The following is an 18,258-nucleotide window of genomic DNA, read 5'->3' as shown; positions in this document are numbered from 1 at the left end:
CCCCGCAACCGCTCGCGCCGTCACCGCCCCCGCCGTCGGCCCCGCTTCCCGCTCCGCCGCCGCCGGCGGCCTGCCGGGCGTCCTCGATCCCGCCCTCTCCGTCGGCCAGTTGCAGCGCGAACAGCGAACCACCCAGCACAGCGACCCCGCCGACCGCGAGCAGCGCGGGTGTGCCCAGCCTGCCCTCCCACGGGTTGTCCCGGGCGACCCGCCCCAGGGCGCTGCGACCGGACGCCGTGAGGTTCTGCCCGGCCTGCCCCGGCAGGCCGCGCAGCAGGACGAGCGTGGAGAGGGAGGAGACCGCGAGCCAGATCACGCCCTCCGAGGCGTTCCCGGTCAGCAGGGACAGCAGCGCGGCCGCCGCGACCAGCAGGCAGGTAGCCGTGCGCAGCCGCCGCGCCGACCGGCCGGCGGCCCGGAACGCCGCCGAGTACGCCAGACCGCGCTCCTCCAGGTCACGGCGGACCGCCCGCACCGCCGGGCTGCGGGAGAGGTCCAGACGGAGGCGGGAGAGCCGGGTCTCCCACGCGCTGCCGAAACAGTCCAGCACGGCGCGCTCCACCGGGTCGTCCGCGACGGGCTGGACGACCAGCACCCGCCCGTCCTCGATCAGCAGCCGTTCCTTCTCGTGCATCGAGCAGATCACGGTGTCGGCGACCCGGGCAGGACCGCCGGCCAGCTCGGCCGCCTCGTAGACGCTCTCCACCGCCGCCGACTCCGGATCGGCCGCGTACCGGCGGGCCCGTACCGGTTCCGTCGCCGCGCTCAGCAGGACGAGTCCCAGCAGACAGAATCCCAGCACCGTGATCAGCATGACCGTGCCCCTTCTCCGTCCCCGGCCCGGGTGGACGTGCCCCGCGGGCGCCGGTCAACTGCTGCCACAGCCCCCTCCTCCGCAACTGCTGCTGCTGCTCCCGCAGGAGCTGGAGCTGCCGCTGTCGACTCCGCCGGAGCCTTCGCTCCCGCACCACACGGCGGCCGCCGGCGCTCCGCCCGCGTCCGCGGACGTCGACGACGAGGAACCCTGGCCTCTGCCCGACAGGCCGAACGCCCTCGACAGCCGCCGGCAGTGCGCGTCGTCGGAGACGGCCGCGACGCCGCGGACCGCCACCCGGTCCGGCACCGAGCGCCGCTTGTCGGACGACCGGCCCAGCCGGTACGCGGCCAGCCGCCCGGCGGGGGTGACCGGTGAACCGGCCAGCAGCGTCAGAGCCACCGGCGACGCGGCCACACAGACGATCCCCGAGAGGATCAGCACCGCGTACCCGCCGTCGGCGAACTCCCCGAACCCCGCGGCGGCGACCGCGCCCACCACGGGCACCGACAACAGGGCGACCAGCAGGTTCAGACGTGCCGCGCGGCGCCAGCGCAACCAGCAGGCCCGCTGCCAGAGCAGGCCCTTGGCCGTCAGCACATGGGTCAGCCGCTCCACGGACACCGAACCCGCCAGTCGCCGGCGCAGATCGCCGGCGTCCATCGACTCGTCGTTCTCGAACAGTCCCAGCAGGTCCGCCTCCGGCCCGGGGGGCGCTCCGGCGTGTCGCACCGAGGCGCGGCCGCCGGCCAGTGCCAGCCGCCCGTCCTCCAGCATCGTCACCATCGCGGTCTCGGCCACCCGGACGGGCCCGCCGGTGATCATCGCGCGCTCGTAGCGGTCGGTCGGCGAGCCGACGGAGGTGTCCACGCCGGTGTTGGCCACGGTGCGGCGCTTGGCGGCGACCGTGGCCGCCAGGGACATGACCACCAGCAGGGCTATCGCAATCGGTATCGCGTTCATCTCTCAGCTCCGTTCGCCGTGCCGCCCCCGGGCGGCAGGCCGTTCAGGTCTGGCAGTGTCGTCGGTCGTGTGGGCCCCGTCGTCCCGGTGGTTCCCGTGGGATGCGGCAGCGTCGTGCCGTGTTCGCGTGCCCGGGGTGGGGTCCGGGCGCCGGGCGCCATGGTCGTCACCGGCTCGACCGCAGCCAGCGGCGCAGCCGGCGGCGCTGCGCGCCGGTCAGCCCCGAGCCGGAACCGCGTGCCGTCAGATGCCGGGCGAAACCGTGGGCGTCGGCGCGGTATCCGCCGGTCAGCGGATGCGTCCGTGCCCAGCTCGACGCCGCCCGGCGGTAGCGGTCGCCGAGGACCAGGGGAAGTTCGGGCGCCACCCTCGCCATCACCGAGGCCCGCTTGGCCGCCAGTGCGGCGCGCTGTGTCCGCAGACGGCGCCGGTCGAACCCCTCCGGGGCGGGTGTGGCCGCCACTAGGCAGGAGAGCAGCGCCGTCTGGGCCAGCGCCAGCCGGACCCGGGTGCCGTCCGGCACGGCGCGCGCCGGACCGCCGGGCGCGGGCACGGCCGCGGCGGGCGATGCCGGTGCCGCCGCGCGCGGGGTCGTCCGGACGGCTGCGGGGCGGACGGCGGTCGCGGTTCCGCCCCCCTCGTGCGGAGCGGAGGCCGGTCCCGCCGGACGGTCCTCCTCGCCGGCATCGGTCTCGCCTCGTACCGCCCTCGCCGCGCCCGCTGGCCCCGCGCCCGCCGTTTCACGTGTGCGGCGGGCAGCCGTGACCACGGAGCGGACCGTCGCCAGCTCGCTCGCCAGCTCCGCGATGTCCGGGAACGCGTCGTCACGCTCCAGCAGCACGCCGGGCGGCTCGGCGCGGGAGCACAGCTCCGCCAGGACCTCCAGCACCGCGGGCGGCACGGGATGGGCGTGCGTGTCGTGCCAGACGCCGTCACGCTCCACGCCGCCCGCCACATGCACGTAGGCCAGGGCCTCCAGAGGCAGGGCCGCCAGCGTCGCGGCGGGGTCCTCGCCCCGGTTGACGTGGTTGGTGTGCAGGTTGGCCACGTCGATCAGCAGCCGGACCCCGGTGCGTTCCACCAGCTCGCCGAGGAAGCGGGCCTCGCTCATCTCGTCGTCCGGCCAGGAGAACAGCGCGGCGATGTTCTCCAGCGCCAGCGGAACCGGCAGCGCGTCCTGCGCGATCCGGACGTTCTCACAGAGCACGTCCAGCGCGTCGCGGGTGCGCGGCACCGGCAGCAGGTGACCGGCCTCCATCCGGGGGGTGCGGGTGAGGCCGCCGCCACCGCGCACGAAGGCGATGTGCTCGGTCACCAGTGGTGCGTCCAGCGCCTCGGCCACATGCGCCAGCCGCACCAGCCGGGCGGGCGAGGGCCGTTCGGCGCCTCCCAGACCGAGCCCGACCCCGTGCGGGACGACGGTCACACCCCGCTGCCGCAGTTGCCGCAGTTCCTCGGCCGGATGGTCGACGCACACGTTCTCCGCCACCACCTCGACCCAGTCGAGAGGTTCCAGATCGGCTATCCCGGAAGCCAGTTCCGGTCGCCACCCGATCCCCGTGCCCAGTGATCCCACGACGTCACTCCCCTTCCCCGTGAAGTCGACACGCCGTGCCGGTACCCATGTCATCTCCCCGGGGCCGGACCCGAACCCGCGCGGCACGGGGTTCAGAGCAACATTTGAGGTTGCCGCCGGAGAAGGACGCCGGGAGGGCGTGGACGGTTCCGGGAGGCCCCGGGCGGCCTGCGCGGGCGGGCCTGCGCGCAGTGGCGCAGGCCAGGGGCGTGGGGGGCTGTGGGTCAGCCAGGCTCAGAGAGGCTCAGAGAGGCTCGGGAAGCCAGCAACTGGGCGCGGTACCGCTCGGGGTCGAAGCCGCCGGCCGGGAAGTGCGGGTCGAGATCGCGCAGATGCTCCAGCAGCAGCCGCCCGACCGCCCAGTCGCGGTACCACTTGCGGTCGGCGGGGACGACGTACCAGGGGGCCGCCTCGGTGGAGCAGCGGGCGAGTGCGGCCTCGTACGCCTCACGGTAGGCGGGCCACAGCGCCCGTTCGGCCACGTCGTCCGGACTGAACTTCCAGTGCTTCTCCGGGTTGTCCAGCCGGGCCAGCAGCCGCTCGCGCTGCCGCTCGTGGCTGACGTGCAGGAACACCTTCACCACGGTGACGCCGTCCGCGGCCAGGGTCTGCTCCCAGTCGTTGATCTCCTGGTAGCGCCGGTCCCAGACGTCCGGGGGGACCAGCCCGCGCACCCGCGCGATCAGCACGTCCTCGTAGTGCGAGCGGTCGAAGATGCCGATGGTGCCGGCGCCCGGGAGCGCGGCGTCCACCCGCCACAGGAAGTGGTGGGCGCGTTCCTCGGCGGTCGGGGCCTTGAACGCGTGGATGCGGCAGCCCGCCGGGTCGAAGGCGCGGACCACGTGCTTGACCGTCCCTCCCTTGCCCGAGGTGTCCATGCCCTGGAGCACCAGCAGCAGCCGCCTCCGGTCGCCGGCGGTGCTGGCGGCGTGCAGCCGTTCCTGCAACGCGGCCAGTTCGACGGCGTGGTGCTCCGAGGCACGCTTCCCCGACCGCTTGTCGCCGTCGAATCCGGTGGTGGCCCGGGCCGGAAGCGCTTCCAGATCGACCGGTGCGCCCGGCGGTACGCGCAGCAGTTCCGTGAGCCGGTCCCCGCCGGGTGCGCCCTCGCCGTCGTGTCGCGACGTACGCCCGGCCTGCTTCGCGCGAGCCGCCTCCTTGCGGGCGGCTTCCTTCCGGGCCTTGCGCGCCTTCTTCGCCTTCCGCGGCGTGCGGCCCTTGGCCGGTGCGGTGTCCTTCGCCGGTGCGGTGTCCTCCGGCGGCGGGGCGGCGGCCGGCTCCGGCGCGCCGTGGCCCGACCCGTTCGCAGGCCGGGTACCGCCCTCCGTGCCGGAATCGGCTTTCTCGGCTGCCGCCACGTCGGACTCCTTCCGTCGTCCGCACCCCACGTCCTGTCGATGATCCGTGCGGGCGGTGCGCGGCGCTACCGGAGCGAGGCCCCGGCGCACCGGCGCGGCGCCGGGCTACCGCGCCGCGTCCGCCAGACCGCCCGCGTCCCGGGCGAGCGCGGTCAGCCGGGAGATGGCCCGGAAGTACTTCTTGCGGTAGCCGCCGTTGAGCATCTCCTCGCCGAACAGCCGGTCGAACGGAACGCCCGAGGCCAGCACGGGCACCTCGCGGTCGTAGAGCCGGTCGGCGAGCACCACCAGCCGCAGCGCGGTGGCCTGGTCGGGGACCGGGGTCACCCCGGTGAGGCAGACGGCGCCCAGCCCCTCGCACATCGCCCCGTACCGGCTGGGGTGCACGGTCGCCAGATGCGCCAGCAGGGCCGGGAACGCGTCCAGGGTCGCCCCGGCGGTCCGGTACGCGGCCCGGGTGACGGTCTCGTCGTCGTGCGGCGCGGGTGCCTCGGGGAGCCCGCGGTGGCGGTAGTCCCGGCCGTCGATGCGCGCGGTGCGGAAGTGCGCGGACAGCCCCTGGATCTCCCGCAGGAAGTCGACCGCGGCGAACCGGCCCTCACCGAGCTTGCCCGGCAGCGTGTTGGAGGTCGCGGCCAGTGCCACTCCCTCGTCGACGAGGCGGCCGAGCAGGCTGGAGACCAGGACGGTGTCGCCCGGGTCGTCGAGTTCGAACTCGTCGATGCACAGCAGCCGGTGGCCGGAGAGGGTGGCGACCGCCTGCTGGAAGCCGAGCGCCCCCACCAGATTGGTCAGTTCCACGAAGGTGCCGAACGCCTTCTGCTCGGGGCCGGCCGGTGCCGCGTGCCACAGGGACGCCAGCAGGTGGGTCTTGCCCACCCCGTATCCGCCGTCGAGATAGACACCGCGGGGGCCGGACCGCTTCTCCGGCCGGGGCCGGCGCCGGAAGAGACCACGGCGGCCCTCCCCGGCGGCGTGCGCCCCGCCGAGCCCGGCCGCGAACTCCCGCAGCAGGGTCACCGCCTCCTGCTGGCTGGGCTGCGTCGGGTCGGGTACGTAGGTGTCGAAGCGCACCCCGTCGAACCGCGGCGGCGGCACCATCTCGGCCACCAGCCGCTCCGCGGGGACCTTCGGCGACCGGTCGCACAGCGCGCCGGGCGCCGCTCCGCTCCCGCCGTGGCCGACACCGCCGGCGCTCGTCGCGGGGGCGGCCGACGGGGCGGCACTGGGCTGGGACGCTGCGCTGGAGGACACGATCGTCCAGTCTAGTGGGCGGCGGCCCGGCGCCCCGGGCGACGGCGGGAGGGCTGTGCCACACTGCGCGCCATGAGACGCCTGTTCCCCGCGCCCGACGACCCGGCGGAGTCCCGTGACCGGCAGTGGGAGCTGTCGGAGATCGCCCGGGCCTACGCCCATCCCGCTCCTCCCGGCGGGTGGCTGCGCGCCAACATGGTCTCCTCGCTGGACGGCGCCGTGCACCACGGCGGCAGGTCCCAGCCGCTCTCCGGCCCCGCCGACATGCGGATCTTCGGTGTGCTGCGGCAGCTCGCGGACGTCATCGTGGTCGGGGCCGAGACCGTCCGCCAGGAGGGGTACCGGCCCGCGCGGCGGCGGGCCGAGTTCGCCGAGGCCCGCGCGGCGGCCGGGCAGCCGGAGGCCCCCGCGATCGCCGTCGTCAGCGCCCGTCTGGAACTGGACTTCACCGCCCCGCTGTTCACCGAGCCGCGCACCCCCACGCTGGTGCTCACCGGCGCGCTGGCGCCGGCCGACCGCGTGGCGCGGGCGCGGCGGGCGGGCGCGGAGGTCGTGGTCGCGGGTGACGGCGCCGGGGTCGACCCGGCGCGCATCATGCCGGAGCTGGTGCGGCGCGGACATCCGCGTGCGCTGTGCGAGGGCGGTCCCCGCCTGCTGGGCGGCCTGATCGCCGCGGGAGCCCTGGACGAACTGTGTCTGTCGCTGGCGCCCCGGCTGGCGGCTGGAGCCGCCGGACGGATCAGCCGCGGCCCCGAGGTCGCCGCGCCCGCCGAGCTGAGGCCGGTGTCGATCCTGGAGGACGACGGCTTCCTCTTCACCCGCTACACCCGCGGGGGTGCCTGACTCCGCCCGTGTGGCGGTGGCCCCGCCGGCACGTCCCACTCGGCCCTCCGCGCCTCCGGATCCACACCGGCGGCGGGGAGGGCCGCGCCGTGCCGTGTCCGCGCGCCGCCGTGACCGCCGCCGGTCCGGTGACGGCCACGACCAGCCGACGTGCCGAGCCGGCACGAACGAGCGGAAGATCACGTTCCGCTTATTCTGGGGGTGGGCAGACTGAAGGCGCGAAACCCCGTGTGCCGACGGGGAAGGATGGTTTCTGCCGGACCCGCGCGATCCGGCCTCGAAGAAGGGCACTCACCGTGATCACGACAGTCCTCATGATCGAGAAGGCACTGGTGCCCACGGACGTCGACCTCGTCACCACCTTGCACGGGGACGACCCCGTCACCTTCGTGGTGCTGATGCAGCCACGCGGCGACCAGGACCGCCTGCTGCGCGCCCTCGACGACGTGGCCCTCGGCGAGTTCGGCGACGCGGTGCGCGAGAACGACATCCCGGAGGGGAAGCAGGCCGGCCCGCCGGCCGAGCGGGCGCTGCGCCACTCCGTCCACGCGCTGGAGGCGGCAGGAGCGACGGCGACCGGACGGCTCGCCGACGACCACCCGCTGGACGCCCTGGCCACCGTCGTCCGCGAGTCCGAGGCGGACGAGGTCGTCGTCCTGACCGCGCCGCACTACCTGGAGGAGCTCTTCCACCGCGACTGGGCCTCGCGCGCCCGGCACAAGGTGGGAGTACCGGTCCTCAAGCTCTTCGCCCACGCGGAGTAGCCCCGCCCGGCGCCGTGTCCCCGGCCCGGACGGGCGTGGGTCCGCCATGGGCCTGGTTCGCCACGGGGCGCGGCGCGGGCACCCGCTCCCCGGGCGGACCCCTGCACGGTGCGACAATCTGCGGGTAGAACTCGACAAGGGAGACGCGCATGGCAGCAGGCCCGCCCACTCTGGAACGCCCCCACTTCATCGGGGTCGGCGGCGCGGGGATGTCCGGCATCGCGAAAATCCTCAGCCAGCGCGGCACGGCCGTCGCGGGCAGCGACGCCCGCGAGTCCGACACCGTCCGCTCGCTGCGGAGCCTGGGCGCCGTCGTCCACATCGGGCACGAGAGCGAGCACCTGGCGGCAGACGCCACCTGCGTCGTCGTCTCCAGCGCCATCCGCGAGTCCAACCCGGAGCTGGCCGCCGCCCGCGAACGCGGCCTCCCCGTGCTGCACCGCTCGGAGGCGCTGGCCGCCCTCATGGAGGGCCGTCGCTCCATCGCCGTCGCCGGTACCCACGGCAAGACGACCACGACCTCGATGCTCGCGGTCGGGCTGCGCACGCTCGGTCTGAACCCCGGGTACGCCATCGGCGGCGACCTCGACCACCCCGGGTCAAACGCGGAGAACGGCAGCGGCGAGATCTTCGTCGCAGAGGCCGACGAGAGCGACCGCAGCTTCCACCGCTACGCGCCCGAGGTCGCGATCATCCTCAACGCGGAGCTGGACCACCACGCCAACTACGCCTCCATCGAGGAGATCTACCAGTCCTTCGAGACCTTCGTCGGACGGGTACGGGACGGCGGCACGCTGGTCGTCAACGCCGACCACTCCGGCTCTCGTGAACTCACCGGCCGGATCAGCGCCGACGCCGCCGCGCGCGGGGTCACGGTGGTGACCTACGGCGTGGCGCCGGACGCCGACGCCCGGGTCCTCGCGGTCGAGCCCAAGGGCCTGACCAGCGAGGTCACGGTCGCCCTCGACGGGCGGGAGATCGCCTTCACCGTCTCCGTCCCCGGCCGCCACTACGCCCACAACGCCGTCGCGGCCCTCGCCGCGGGTGTCGCGGTCGGCGTCCCGGCGGACCAGCTCGCCGCCGCCCTCAGCAGTTACACGGGCGTCGCCCGCCGGCTCCAGCTCAAGGGAGAGGCCGGGGGAGTGCGGGTGATCGACTCCTACGCCCACCACCCGACCGAGATGACCGCCGACCTGGAGGCGGTGCGCGACGGGGCCGGCGACGGTGCCGTCCACGTGGTCTTCCAGCCCCACCTCTACAGCCGCACCCGGGAACTGGGCGCCGAGATGGGCCACGCGCTCGCCCTGGCCGACACCTCCGTCGTCCTCGACATCTACCCGGCGCGTGAGGACCCCATCCCCGGCGTCACCAGCGCGCTGATCATCGACGCGGCACGTGAGCGGGGCGCGGTGGTCCACCCGGAGCCCGACATGACCGCCGTCGCCCGCCGCGTCGCCGACCTGGTCTCGCCCGGAGACCTCGTCCTGACCATGGGCGCGGGAGACGTGACCGACCTCGGTCCCGCCATCCTCGCCCGGCTGGCGCGCCGGGACGGCTGACCCCGGCCGCGACGGGCGCGGCCCGGCGCGGGCCGGGCCATGACAGGAGTAAACCGGGGCCCGGACGTGTTTCCACCCCGGGGGCGGCACGGCCCGGACGGCCGCGCCGCCCGTGACACGCGTGACGAAGGAGCGAGAGATGGCCTACGAGGTCGAGAAGACCGACGCGCAGTGGCGCGAGGAGCTGACGCCGGAGGAGTACCGGGTGCTGCGCCAGGCCGGTACCGAGCAGGCGTTCACCGGCGAGTACACCGACACCAGCACCGTGGGCGTCTACAACTGCCGCGCCTGCGGCACCGAGCTGTTCCGCTCGGGCACCAAGTTCGAGAGCCACTGCGGGTGGCCCTCGTTCTACGACCCGGCCGACAGCGACGCGGTGGAGACCCGGCCCGACCACTCCATCCCCGGCCGCCCCCGGACCGAGGTGCTCTGCGCCACCTGCGGCTCGCACCTGGGCCACGTGTTCGAGGGCGAGGGGTACGGCACCCCCACCGACCTGCGGTACTGCATCAACTCCATCGCCGTCCGGCTGACCCCGGAGAACGGCGAGGCCGACGACGCCGCCCCGCGGGCCTGACCGTGGAGACGGTGGCGAACGCGACCGTCCTGGTCGTGCAGAACGGCCCCCAGGGCGGGCCGCGCCGCGTCGGACGCTGGCTGGAGGAGGCGGGGCTGACGCTCCGGGTCGCCCACGGCTACGCCGGTGACCCGGTGCCGGAGGAGCCCGGCGGCCACGCCGCCGTCCTCGTCCTGGGCGGCGGCTACATGCCGGACGAGGATGACCGCGCGCCCTGGCTGAAGCCGACCCGGGCACTGGTGGCGGCGGCGCTGGAGACGTCAATTCCGGTGCTCGGCATCTGCCTGGGCGGACAGCTGCTCGCCCAGGTGGCGGGCGGCGACGTCGCGGCGCAGAGCGGGATCCCCGAGTTCGGGTCCACCCCGCTGACGCTGCGCCCCGAGGCGGCCGACGACCCGCTCTTCCACGGGCTCCCGGCCGGTGTCTCGGCGATCGAACGCCACGTCGACGTGATCACCGCGCTGCCGCCCGGGGCGCGGTGGCTGGCGGAGAGCCGCGACTGCCCGTACCAGGCGTTCCGGGTCGGCGACCGGGCGTGGGGAACCCAGTTCCACCCCGAGGTACCGGCCGAGCGGCTGGCTGCCTGGGACCCGGAGCCGCTGCGGCGGCGCGGGCTGGACCCGGAGGAGCTCAGCCGGCGTGCCCGGGCCGCCGAACCGGTCGCCGAGGCGGCCTGGCACACCGTCACCCGCCGCTTCGCCGCGGTGGTGCGGGAGGCCGCCGGGAGCCGGACGGACGGCTGAGCGGCCGGGGCCACGGCCCGGCCGTGCCGCCGCCACTGCCGCGCCCGCCGCCCCGGCCGTGCCGCCGCCCCGGCCGCGCCGTCAGCCCGCCCGTCGTGGCCGGTCCGGTGTCCGCGCGAGCACCGCGGCCGCGCGGGGCGGGAGGCGCAGGGTGCCGTCCGGCTCGGGGCGAGGGTCTCCGGCGCCGCCGGTGTGCGCCGCCAGCAGCTGGAACCGGCCCTCGCCCAGGGGGATCTCCGCCTTGCGGTCCCCGGGCGTCACCGCCACCGTGAGCGGCCCGGTGTGCACCACCAGCCAGCCGGCGGCATCGTCCGCGGCGGCCGAGACCTCCGCGAGCGTCAGCCCGGCCGGCAGATGGGCGCGCCGCAGCCCGATCAGGGTGCGGTGCCAGCGCCACAGCGGGTCCGCCGCCGGGTCCTCGGGCATCCGCAGCACCGACCGGTCCCGGGTGGCCGGGTCCTGCGGGTCCGGGATCTCCTCCTCCGGCCAGCCGTGCGCCCCGAACTCCCGTCGCCGCCCGGTGCGGACGGCCTCCGCCAGCTCCGGGTCGGGGTGGTCGGTGAAGTACTGCCAGGGAGTCGTCGCACCCCACTCCTCACCCATGAACAGCATGGGGGTGAACGGTCCGCACAGCACCAGCGCCGCCGCGCAGTACAGCGACGAGCGGTCGACGCCGGCCGCGAGCCGGTCGCCCAGCGCCCGGTTGCCGATCTGGTCGTGCGTCTGCGCGTAGCCGAGCAGCCGCTCCGCCGGGAAGGTCTCGCGCTCCAGCGGGGCGCCGTGGTGCCGGTCGCGGAAGGAGGAGTACCCGCCGTCGTGGAGGAACCCGCGGGTGAGCGTCGTCGCCAGCGCGGTGAGCGGGGCGCGCGCGAAGTCCCCGTAGTAGCCCTGGGACTCGCCGGTCAGCGCCGAGTGGAGGCAGTGGTGGAAGTCGTCGTTCCACTGCGCGTGGAGTCCCTGACCGTTGTGCGACCGGGGCGCCGTGGTGCGCGGGTCGTTGAGGTCGGACTCGGCGACCAGGAACAGCGGCCGGCCGGTCGTCTCCGCCAGCTCATCCACCGAAGCGGACAGTTCGGTCAGGAAATGCCGGGCGCGGGTGTCGGCGAGCGCGTGGACCGCGTCCAGCCGTAGCCCGTCCAGCCGGTAGTCCCGCAGCAGCGACAGCGCACTGCCCAGGAAGTAGGCCCGCACCTCGTCGGAGCCCGGACCGTCGAGGTTGACCGCCGAACCCCACGGGGTGTGGGTGCGGTCGGTGAAGTACGGCCCGAACTCCGGGAGGAAGTTGCCCGAGGGGCCGAGGTGGTTGTGGACCACGTCCAGGACGACCCCCAGTCCGGCGCCGTGCGCGGCGTCCACGAACCGCCGCAGCGCGGCCGGCCCACCGTAGGGCTCGTGGACCGCCCAGGGCGCGACCCCGTCGTACCCCCAGCCGTGGCGGCCGGGAAACGGGCTCAGCGGCATCAACTCGACGTGGCTGACGCCCAGGTCGGCCAGGAGCGGCAGCCGCTGGACCGCGGCGTCCAGGGTGCCCTCGGGGGTGAAGGTCCCGATGTGCAGCTCGTAGAGGACCGCCCCCGGCAGCCCGCGTCCGGCCCAGGGGTGCCGCCACCGGTAGCCGCTGTGGTCGACGACGGCCGACGGTTCACCCGGGCCGTCCGGCAGCCGCCGGGCGCGTGGGTCCGGACGCACCGGGCCGTCGTCCAGCCGGAAGCCGTACCGTGCGCCGTCGTCCGCCTCCGCCGTCGTCCGCCACCAGCCGCGGCGGGCGGGGTCGGCGGCCATCTCCCGCGTCGTGCCGTCCAGCCAGAGCGCGACCCGGCGCGCGTGGGGTGCCCACACCTCGAAAAGCATGGGCACCATGGTCGGTGCCAGGCGCCGCCGATACCAGACCATCTCCGGCGTGTGGCGGCCGCGCGTCGCCGTTGTCCCGCGTACGGCCCCGCCGCGCCGGGCGGCACCGTACGCGGGGCGGGGTGCTACTCCCCGTCGGGATGGACCATCACGTGCATCCGGCGCACCAGCGGATAGCCGGCCCGGGCGAACGCCTTGGCCATACCGGTGTTGTGGGCGTCCGTGGCCGCCGAGACGAACGCGGCACCCCGGTCCGCGTGGTGGTGGGTGCACTCGACCAGCAGGTCGTAGCCGTAGCCGTGGCCGCGCTGCTCGGGGACGACTCCGACGAAGCCCACGGCCGGCCCGGAGGGATTGCGCACCGGTACCTGTATGCCGGCCAGCCGCCCGTCCCGCGTGTACGCCAGCCGCCACCAGTCGCGCGGGGAGGGGCACCAGCGGAAGAACTCCAGCTCCTCACGGGCGGCCAGTTCCGTGCCGCCGCGCTCCACGGCCCGGGCCGCGGAGCTGTCCAGGGTGGAACTGTGCACCCGACGCAGCGCGTCCAGCACCACCTCGTCGTCGGGTTCCGGCCGGAACACCAGCCGGCCGGGCCGCTCGGGGACGCCGGCGGCGGGAGTCCAGCGGTAGGACAGCCGCTCCACCAGCGGCACGTAGCCGACGGCGGCGGCCACGTCCCGGACCGCGAGGGCGGCCGCCCGGGTCGCCGGGTCGTCCTCCCAGCCGACCGGGAGCGGTGACTCGAACCGGGGGCGGCGGCCGGCCGCCCGGAGCAGCCGGACGGCCGCGTCGCGGTCGGTGAAGTCCAGCCACTCCATCAGCACCGGCTCGGTGTCCTCGGCCGAGCCCCAGAAGGCCAGCCGGGCGACGACCACGCCGTCGTGCAGCGCCACCCAGCTCCACTCCGGGCGCTGGTCGCCGCCCTCCGCACGGGTGCGGTAGACGTTGTGCGGGGGGTCGAGCACGGAGCGGCCGACCAGACCGGGGGAGTCGAGGGAGTTGAAGAGGGCGCTCGCCTCGTGTTCGGCGAGCGTGCGAATGACCAGATCGGTCATGGGATGTCCTTCGGGGAACGCGCCGCGCGCGTGTCCGTCAGCCCGGGATCGCCCCGTCGGGACGGGCCGGGAGGCGTGCGGCATGGTGGTCGGTGTACATGCGGTCGCCTCCTTCCTCGGTCCGTCGGGGCGTGCGTGCACCGTAGCCCGGGCGGGCCGGGGCGCGCCACGCGTTTTGCCGGCGGGAGCCGCCGGTGTTCCGCGCGGCGCCGACTCCCGCGCGGCCAGGGCCTGTTACAGAGCTGTCGAGTTCAGGCGATGGACGGCGCCCGGCTGACAGGCCGACAATGGTCCGCATGACCTCCGCCGATGAGACCGCCGTCGCGGTCCTTGACAGTGACCGGGTGCGTGCGCTGACCGCACTGCGGGAAGGCGTCTCCCGGGGCAAGGTGTCGCACGACACCTTCCAGCGCCGCATGGAGGTCGTCGTGACCGCCGCCGACGGCGGTGAGATCAGCGCCGTGCTCAAGGACCTGTCCACCCGGCGGCAACGGAGCCGGGTGGTACGCACCATCGGCCGGGCCTCCGCCTTCCAGCAGCGGGTACGGCAGGCATGGGACATCGAGCGGTACCCGGAGCTGGTGCTGCCGCGCCCCGGCCGTCACCCCATGTCCATCGGGCGCGCCCCGGGCTCCGTCCTGCGGATCAGCGACATCTCCGTCTCCCGGTTCCACGCCCAGCTGAAGGGCGTCGGCGGGACCTGGACGGTGCGCGACATCGGCTCCGCCAACGGCACCTGGGTCAACGGCGCGCGGGTGGTGGGCGCCACGACGCTCTCCTCCGGCGACGTCCTCCGCTTCGGCTCCGTCACCTTCCGGGTCGCCTGCCCCTGACGGCCCGCCACCCGGCGCCCCGGCCGGCCGCGAGTCGCCCGGCGCGCAACGCACGGGCCGGCCCGCCCCGCCGGCGAGGAGGACCTTCGCGTGGCGGGACGGGCCGGGTCGTGGCGTCCCCGCGCACGGGCGCGGGGACCGGGAGCGGGCCGGGTGGACCCGGCCCGTGTGGGGGGACGGTCAGCGAGCGGACCAGGGCGCCGAGATCAGCGCGCTGACGCTCTCGGCCGCGACGGCCAGGCGCGCGATGTCGGGCGTGAACGCGTTCACCGGTGCGTCGGTGGTGTTCACCGTCGTGTGGGCGGCGTGCGTGGCGTGGTCGTGGTGCGCGTGGTCGCCGAGGTCCGGCTCCGCCGTGTACGCGGCCACGGTCTCCGCCGACGCGCCGGTGCTGCCGCCGGGAACGGTCACCTCGCCGTTGCCGCCGTCGAAGACGACGTCGGAGCAGCTGTAGAACGTCTCCGGGCTGTCCGAACGCTCCCAGACGGTGTAGATGACGTGGCGGCCCTCCTTGTCGTCGGGCAGCTTCGAGGTCCAGTAGTACTCGTCGTCGATCGAGCCGACGCCGGTCCACGGCGGGTCCTGCACGCTGGCGAACGGCTCGTCCTCGATGTCGTCCCACGTCAGCGGCTGGTTCGGGTCGTAGCCGTCCTCGGTGACGTACAGGTGGAACGAGCCGGGGTGGTGTGCCCAGACGTTGTAGCTGAAGCGGTAGTCGTCGCCGGCCGTCACATGGGTGTAGGGCCAGTCGGCGCGCGGCAGGTCGAAGCCGGAGAAGTCGAAGGCGCCGGAACCGCCGCTGCACAGCTGCCCGTCGGGGATGAAGCCCTGGGTCCGGCCCTGGCCGTTGGACTGCAGGACCGCGAACCAGTTGTAGTACGCGTTGGCGCCGCCCTGCGCGAGCGCGGCGGCGCAGGCCGGGTTGCTGGGGCTGATCTGGCCGGTGTTGTCGATGCTGTGCACGTAACAGAGGTAGGTGCGGCTGCCGGGGTCCATCGGGGCGCCGTGCGCCGCGGCGGTGCCGCCCGAGCCCATGACCATCGCCATGGCGGGGAACGTGGCTGCCGTGGTCAGCAGGGCGGTCTTCTTCAGCAGCGAACGACGCTGCGAACGGTCCTTCATCGCGGTGCGTTCCCTTCGCGAGGGTGTGGGGGTGGGGCACGCCCGCCAAAGAGGTGGGAGCGCTCCCATGTGTTCGGACCGTAGTGCTGTGTCACGGCCGCGTAAAGAGAAGCGGCACGGCGTTCCGGTGCCCCCGGCCGGTTTCCGGACACCCCCGGCCGGCGCGGGGCCCGCGTGGGCGTCCGACGTGGATGTCCGGCGCCGTCCTCCAGCAGCGAGGACACCCCGGGGCGGGGCCGCCACGAGACGTTGGCCGGAACCGGCCCGTCACCGGGCGGGGTGGCGCCAGTCGTACACGGCCGCGCCCCGCGGCCGTGCGAGCCCGAGGGCGGCCCGCCCCCTGGGGCGTCAGGCCGGGTTTCCCCGCACCGCCGGGGTCTCGCGCACCAGCAGTGCCACCGGCGCGGTCGCGAACAGCTCGGCCAGCGGCACCGGCTGCTCCGCCGTCTCCCCTGCCTCGCCGCTCACCGCCCGCGCGCCGGCGTCGCCGAACCGGCCGCCGCCGATCAGGTCGACCCAGGTCCCGGCGGGCAGCCGCAGCGCGGTGTCCCCCCAGCCCCCCGCTTCCGTCACCCGCCGGGAGAGCCGGGTGACGGCGGTGACGACCTCGCCGCCGCGGACGAACGCCAGGCACTGGTCCGCCTGTGCGCCGCGCGCGAGCAGGGGCAGGTAGCCGCCCTCGGGGCCGAACCACCGCGGGTGGTCCCGGCGCAGGCGCAGAGCCGTGGCCGTCAGCCGCAGCTTCTCCAGATCCGCGACCGCGTCCGAGTCCAGGTCCGCGTCCGGGTCCAGGTCCGCGTCCGGGTCCAGGTCCGCGACCGCGTCCGAGTCCGGGGTCGCGTCCGAGTCCGGGGTCGCGTCCGCGCCCGGCCCCGCACGCTCGCCCAGGGCACGCAGTTCCTCCACCGGGAAGCGCGCCGGACGACGGTTGTCCGGGTCGACCAGCGCCCGGTAGCGGACCTCGGTGCCCTGGTAGAGGTCCGGCACCCCCGGCATGGTCAGCTGCAGCAGCGTCTGTGCCAGCGACACGGCACGCGTCTGGGCGCCCAGCGAGTGGCGGAACTCCGTCAGCGTCCCCACCGCGGCGCCGCACGGTCCCGCCTTGACGAACTCCTCCAACGCCAGCTCGTACGCCGGGTCGGGCTCGGTCCACGTGGTGTGCAGCGCCGCCTCCCGTGCCCCCTTCAGCGTGGCCCCCAGGAGGCGTTCCTGATCCGGCTGGCCGAGACCGAGCGCGTTCTGCCACACCGACCAGGCCAGCTGGGGGTCCGGGGCCCGGCCGCCCGCCGCGGCCGACTGCTCCGCCAGCCGTGGCAGGACACCCGCCCAGCCGTCGGGATGCTCGGCGAGCGCCAGCAGCACCGCCCGCACGTCCGCGCTGCGCTTGGTGTCATGGGTGGACAACACGGTGCCCGTCGACGGCCAGTCCCGCTGGATCCGCGCGCAGAAGGCGTGGAAGGTGGCGGGTGCCAGCGCCGGCGAGCCCGGCTCGCCCCCGACCTCGCACGCGGAGAGCAGCGGCGTGTACCGGTAGAACGCCAGGTCCTCCACCGCCTTGGCCCGCAGCGCGGAGGAGACCTGCGCGAACCGCACCCGGAAGTCGTCGGCGTCCGCGCCGCCGCCCAGCCTTCCCAGCGCCAGCTCCCGCACCGTGGTCACGGCGGCCGCCTCCTCCGGCACGGCGAACGCCTTCCGGGCCGCCTCGGCCGCACCCGCCAGCAACGCCTCGTCCGCCGGGGTGGGCGGCCCGCCCGCCGGGACGTACGGCCGGTACACCGGCAGCCCCGCCAGCACCTCGGTCACCGCGGTGCGCAGCGCCCAGGGCGCCTGGTCCCGCAGCCGCCCGCCCGGCGCCGCGGCGCACACCCGCACGGCGGCACGGACCAGCCGCGACACCTCGGCCGCCAGGTCGTGGCTCACCACCCGGTGGACGGCGCGGCGCACCGTCGCGGGCCAGTCGCCGCCGAGGTCGGGCGGTGCGCCCGTCCACGCCCGGTAGTGACCGGTCAGAGCCGCGTGGCCCTCGGGGTCGGTGAGGACCCCGTCGATGTGCCGCATCGCGTCGTACCCGGTGGTGCCGGCGACCTCCCAGTCCGGCGGCAGGTGCTCGCCGTGTCCGAGGATCTTCTCGGCGACGGTCCAGCCGCCGCCGCTGCGCGCGGCCAGCCGGCGGAAGTACCCCGCCGGGTCGGCCAGGCCGTCGGGATGGTCGACCCGCAGTCCGTGCAGCACGCCCTCGGCGACCAGGCGGAGCATGGTGCCGTGGGTGGCCTCGAAGACCTCGGGGTCCTCCACCCGGAGCGCGATGAGGTCGTTGACGGTGAAGAAGCGCCGGTAGTTCAGCTCGGTACGTGCCAGGCGCCACCACGCGAGCCGGTAGTGCTGTGCCTCCAGCAGCCGGTCCGGCGGCAGCCCAGCGGTGCCCTCGCGCAGCGGGAGTCTCAGGTGGCCGCCCTGGCGCAGCTCGCCGTCGGTGACGGTCAGCCGCTCCAGTTCCTCGCCGACCGGTGCCCCGAGGACGGGCAGGAGCACCCGCCCGTCGCCGGCGTCCCAGTCGATGTCGAACCAGCGCGCGTGGTGCGCGGCCCGGCCATGGGCCAGCACGTCCCACAGCGGGTCCCCCGGGGCGGCGGGGGAGGGCACCGCCATGTGGTTGGGGACCACGTCGGCGATCAGGCCGAGCCCGTGGGTGGCGGCGGTGGCCGAGAGGGCCCGGAGCCCCTCCTCACCGCCGAGATCCGGCCGGACCAGATCGTGCCGGGTGACGTCGTAGCCGTGGGTGGAACCGGGGGCCGCCTCCAGCACGGGGGAGAGGTGCAGATGCGAGACACCGAGGGAGGCCAGGTAGCCGACCGTCCGCTCGGCGTCGGCGAAGGTGAACTCCGGTTGCAGCTGGAGCCGGTACGTCGCCGTCGGTGTCGCGGGCACCCGGCGGAGGGGTGGGGC

At 75.2% G+C, this 18,258-nt stretch carries 15 protein-coding genes; 6 read left to right on the top strand and 9 right to left on the bottom strand.

The window, feature by feature from the left end:
- The 5 genes from E0D90_RS13030 to zapE form a co-directional block, all read right to left on the bottom strand.
- Positions 1-814, bottom strand: an 814-nt coding sequence (locus E0D90_RS13030) for a TIGR04222 domain-containing membrane protein (RefSeq protein WP_130798176.1), incomplete at its 3' end; no start/stop codon positions are given.
- Positions 815-868: 54 nt separating this feature from the next.
- Positions 869-1,777 carry a TIGR04222 domain-containing membrane protein gene (locus E0D90_RS13025; protein ID WP_130798174.1) on the bottom strand — a complete coding sequence of 303 codons (909 nt, stop codon included), beginning with the start codon at positions 1,775-1,777 and terminating at the stop codon, positions 869-871.
- 166 nt (positions 1,778-1,943) lie between these two features.
- Positions 1,944-3,353 carry an MbnB/TglH/ChrH family RiPP precursor modification enzyme gene (locus E0D90_RS13020; protein WP_227870183.1) on the bottom strand — a complete coding sequence of 470 codons (1,410 nt, stop codon included), beginning with the start codon at positions 3,351-3,353 and terminating at the stop codon, positions 1,944-1,946.
- Positions 3,354-3,577: 224 nt separating this feature from the next.
- The gene (locus E0D90_RS13015) at positions 3,578-4,429 is read right to left on the bottom strand and encodes a PPK2 family polyphosphate kinase (protein ID WP_227870185.1); all 852 of its coding nucleotides are present in this window, start codon (positions 4,427-4,429) and stop codon (positions 3,578-3,580) included.
- Positions 4,430-4,816: 387 nt separating this feature from the next.
- Positions 4,817-5,860: a cell division protein ZapE gene (gene zapE, locus E0D90_RS13010; protein WP_227870184.1), complete on the bottom strand. Its 1,044-nt coding sequence runs from the start codon at positions 5,858-5,860 to the stop codon at positions 4,817-4,819.
- A gap of 177 nt (positions 5,861-6,037) precedes the next feature.
- Between zapE and E0D90_RS13005 the strand changes: the two genes are divergently transcribed.
- From E0D90_RS13005 to E0D90_RS12985, 5 genes are all read left to right on the top strand, one after another.
- Complete coding sequence (locus tag E0D90_RS13005; protein WP_130798168.1) at positions 6,038-6,808, top strand: pyrimidine reductase family protein; 771 nt, start codon at positions 6,038-6,040, stop codon at positions 6,806-6,808.
- A gap of 296 nt (positions 6,809-7,104) precedes the next feature.
- Positions 7,105-7,572: an indole-3-glycerol phosphate synthase gene (locus E0D90_RS13000; RefSeq protein WP_103528263.1), complete on the top strand. Its 468-nt coding sequence runs from the start codon at positions 7,105-7,107 to the stop codon at positions 7,570-7,572.
- A 149-nt stretch (positions 7,573-7,721) separates the two neighbouring features.
- Positions 7,722-9,131 (top strand): UDP-N-acetylmuramate--L-alanine ligase, encoded by a 1,410-nt coding sequence (murC, locus tag E0D90_RS12995; protein WP_103500866.1) that lies wholly within the window; start codon positions 7,722-7,724, stop codon positions 9,129-9,131.
- Between the two features lie 139 nt (positions 9,132-9,270).
- Positions 9,271-9,708 (top strand): peptide-methionine (R)-S-oxide reductase MsrB, encoded by a 438-nt coding sequence (msrB, locus tag E0D90_RS12990; RefSeq protein ID WP_103500867.1) that lies wholly within the window; start codon positions 9,271-9,273, stop codon positions 9,706-9,708.
- Complete coding sequence (locus E0D90_RS12985) at positions 9,705-10,451, top strand: type 1 glutamine amidotransferase (RefSeq protein ID WP_438827396.1); 747 nt, start codon at positions 9,705-9,707, stop codon at positions 10,449-10,451. The genes msrB and E0D90_RS12985 overlap by 4 nt, the downstream gene beginning before the upstream one ends.
- Before the next feature lie 81 nt (positions 10,452-10,532).
- On the opposite strand, the gene treZ is transcribed toward E0D90_RS12985, so the two are convergent.
- Together treZ and E0D90_RS12975 are read right to left on the bottom strand one after the other, a co-directional pair.
- Positions 10,533-12,302 carry a malto-oligosyltrehalose trehalohydrolase gene (gene treZ / locus E0D90_RS12980; RefSeq protein WP_130798166.1) on the bottom strand — a complete coding sequence of 590 codons (1,770 nt, stop codon included), beginning with the start codon at positions 12,300-12,302 and terminating at the stop codon, positions 10,533-10,535.
- A 125-nt stretch (positions 12,303-12,427) separates the two neighbouring features.
- Complete coding sequence (locus E0D90_RS12975; protein ID WP_130798164.1) at positions 12,428-13,357, bottom strand: GNAT family N-acetyltransferase; 930 nt, start codon at positions 13,355-13,357, stop codon at positions 12,428-12,430.
- Between the two features lie 296 nt (positions 13,358-13,653).
- Between E0D90_RS12975 and E0D90_RS12970 the strand changes: the two genes are divergently transcribed.
- On the top strand, positions 13,654-14,190 hold the full coding sequence (locus E0D90_RS12970; protein WP_130798162.1) for an FHA domain-containing protein: 537 nt from the start codon (positions 13,654-13,656) through the stop codon (positions 14,188-14,190).
- Between the two features lie 180 nt (positions 14,191-14,370).
- Here the strand turns inward: E0D90_RS12970 and E0D90_RS12965 are convergent, their stop codons facing one another.
- Positions 14,371-15,312, bottom strand: a complete 942-nt coding sequence (locus tag E0D90_RS12965; protein ID WP_130798160.1) for a lytic polysaccharide monooxygenase auxiliary activity family 9 protein — start codon at positions 15,310-15,312, stop codon at positions 14,371-14,373.
- A 348-nt stretch (positions 15,313-15,660) separates the two neighbouring features.
- On the bottom strand, positions 15,661-18,258 hold a 2,598-nt coding region (treY, locus tag E0D90_RS12960), incomplete at its 5' end, for a malto-oligosyltrehalose synthase (RefSeq protein ID WP_438827395.1).

The organism is Streptomyces otsuchiensis (genome assembly GCF_004305975.1).
GTDB lineage: Bacteria > Actinomycetota > Actinomycetes > Streptomycetales > Streptomycetaceae > Streptomyces > Streptomyces otsuchiensis.
The sequence above is the reverse complement of the archived record's forward strand: the minus strand, read 5'-3'. Positions and strand labels throughout refer to the sequence as shown.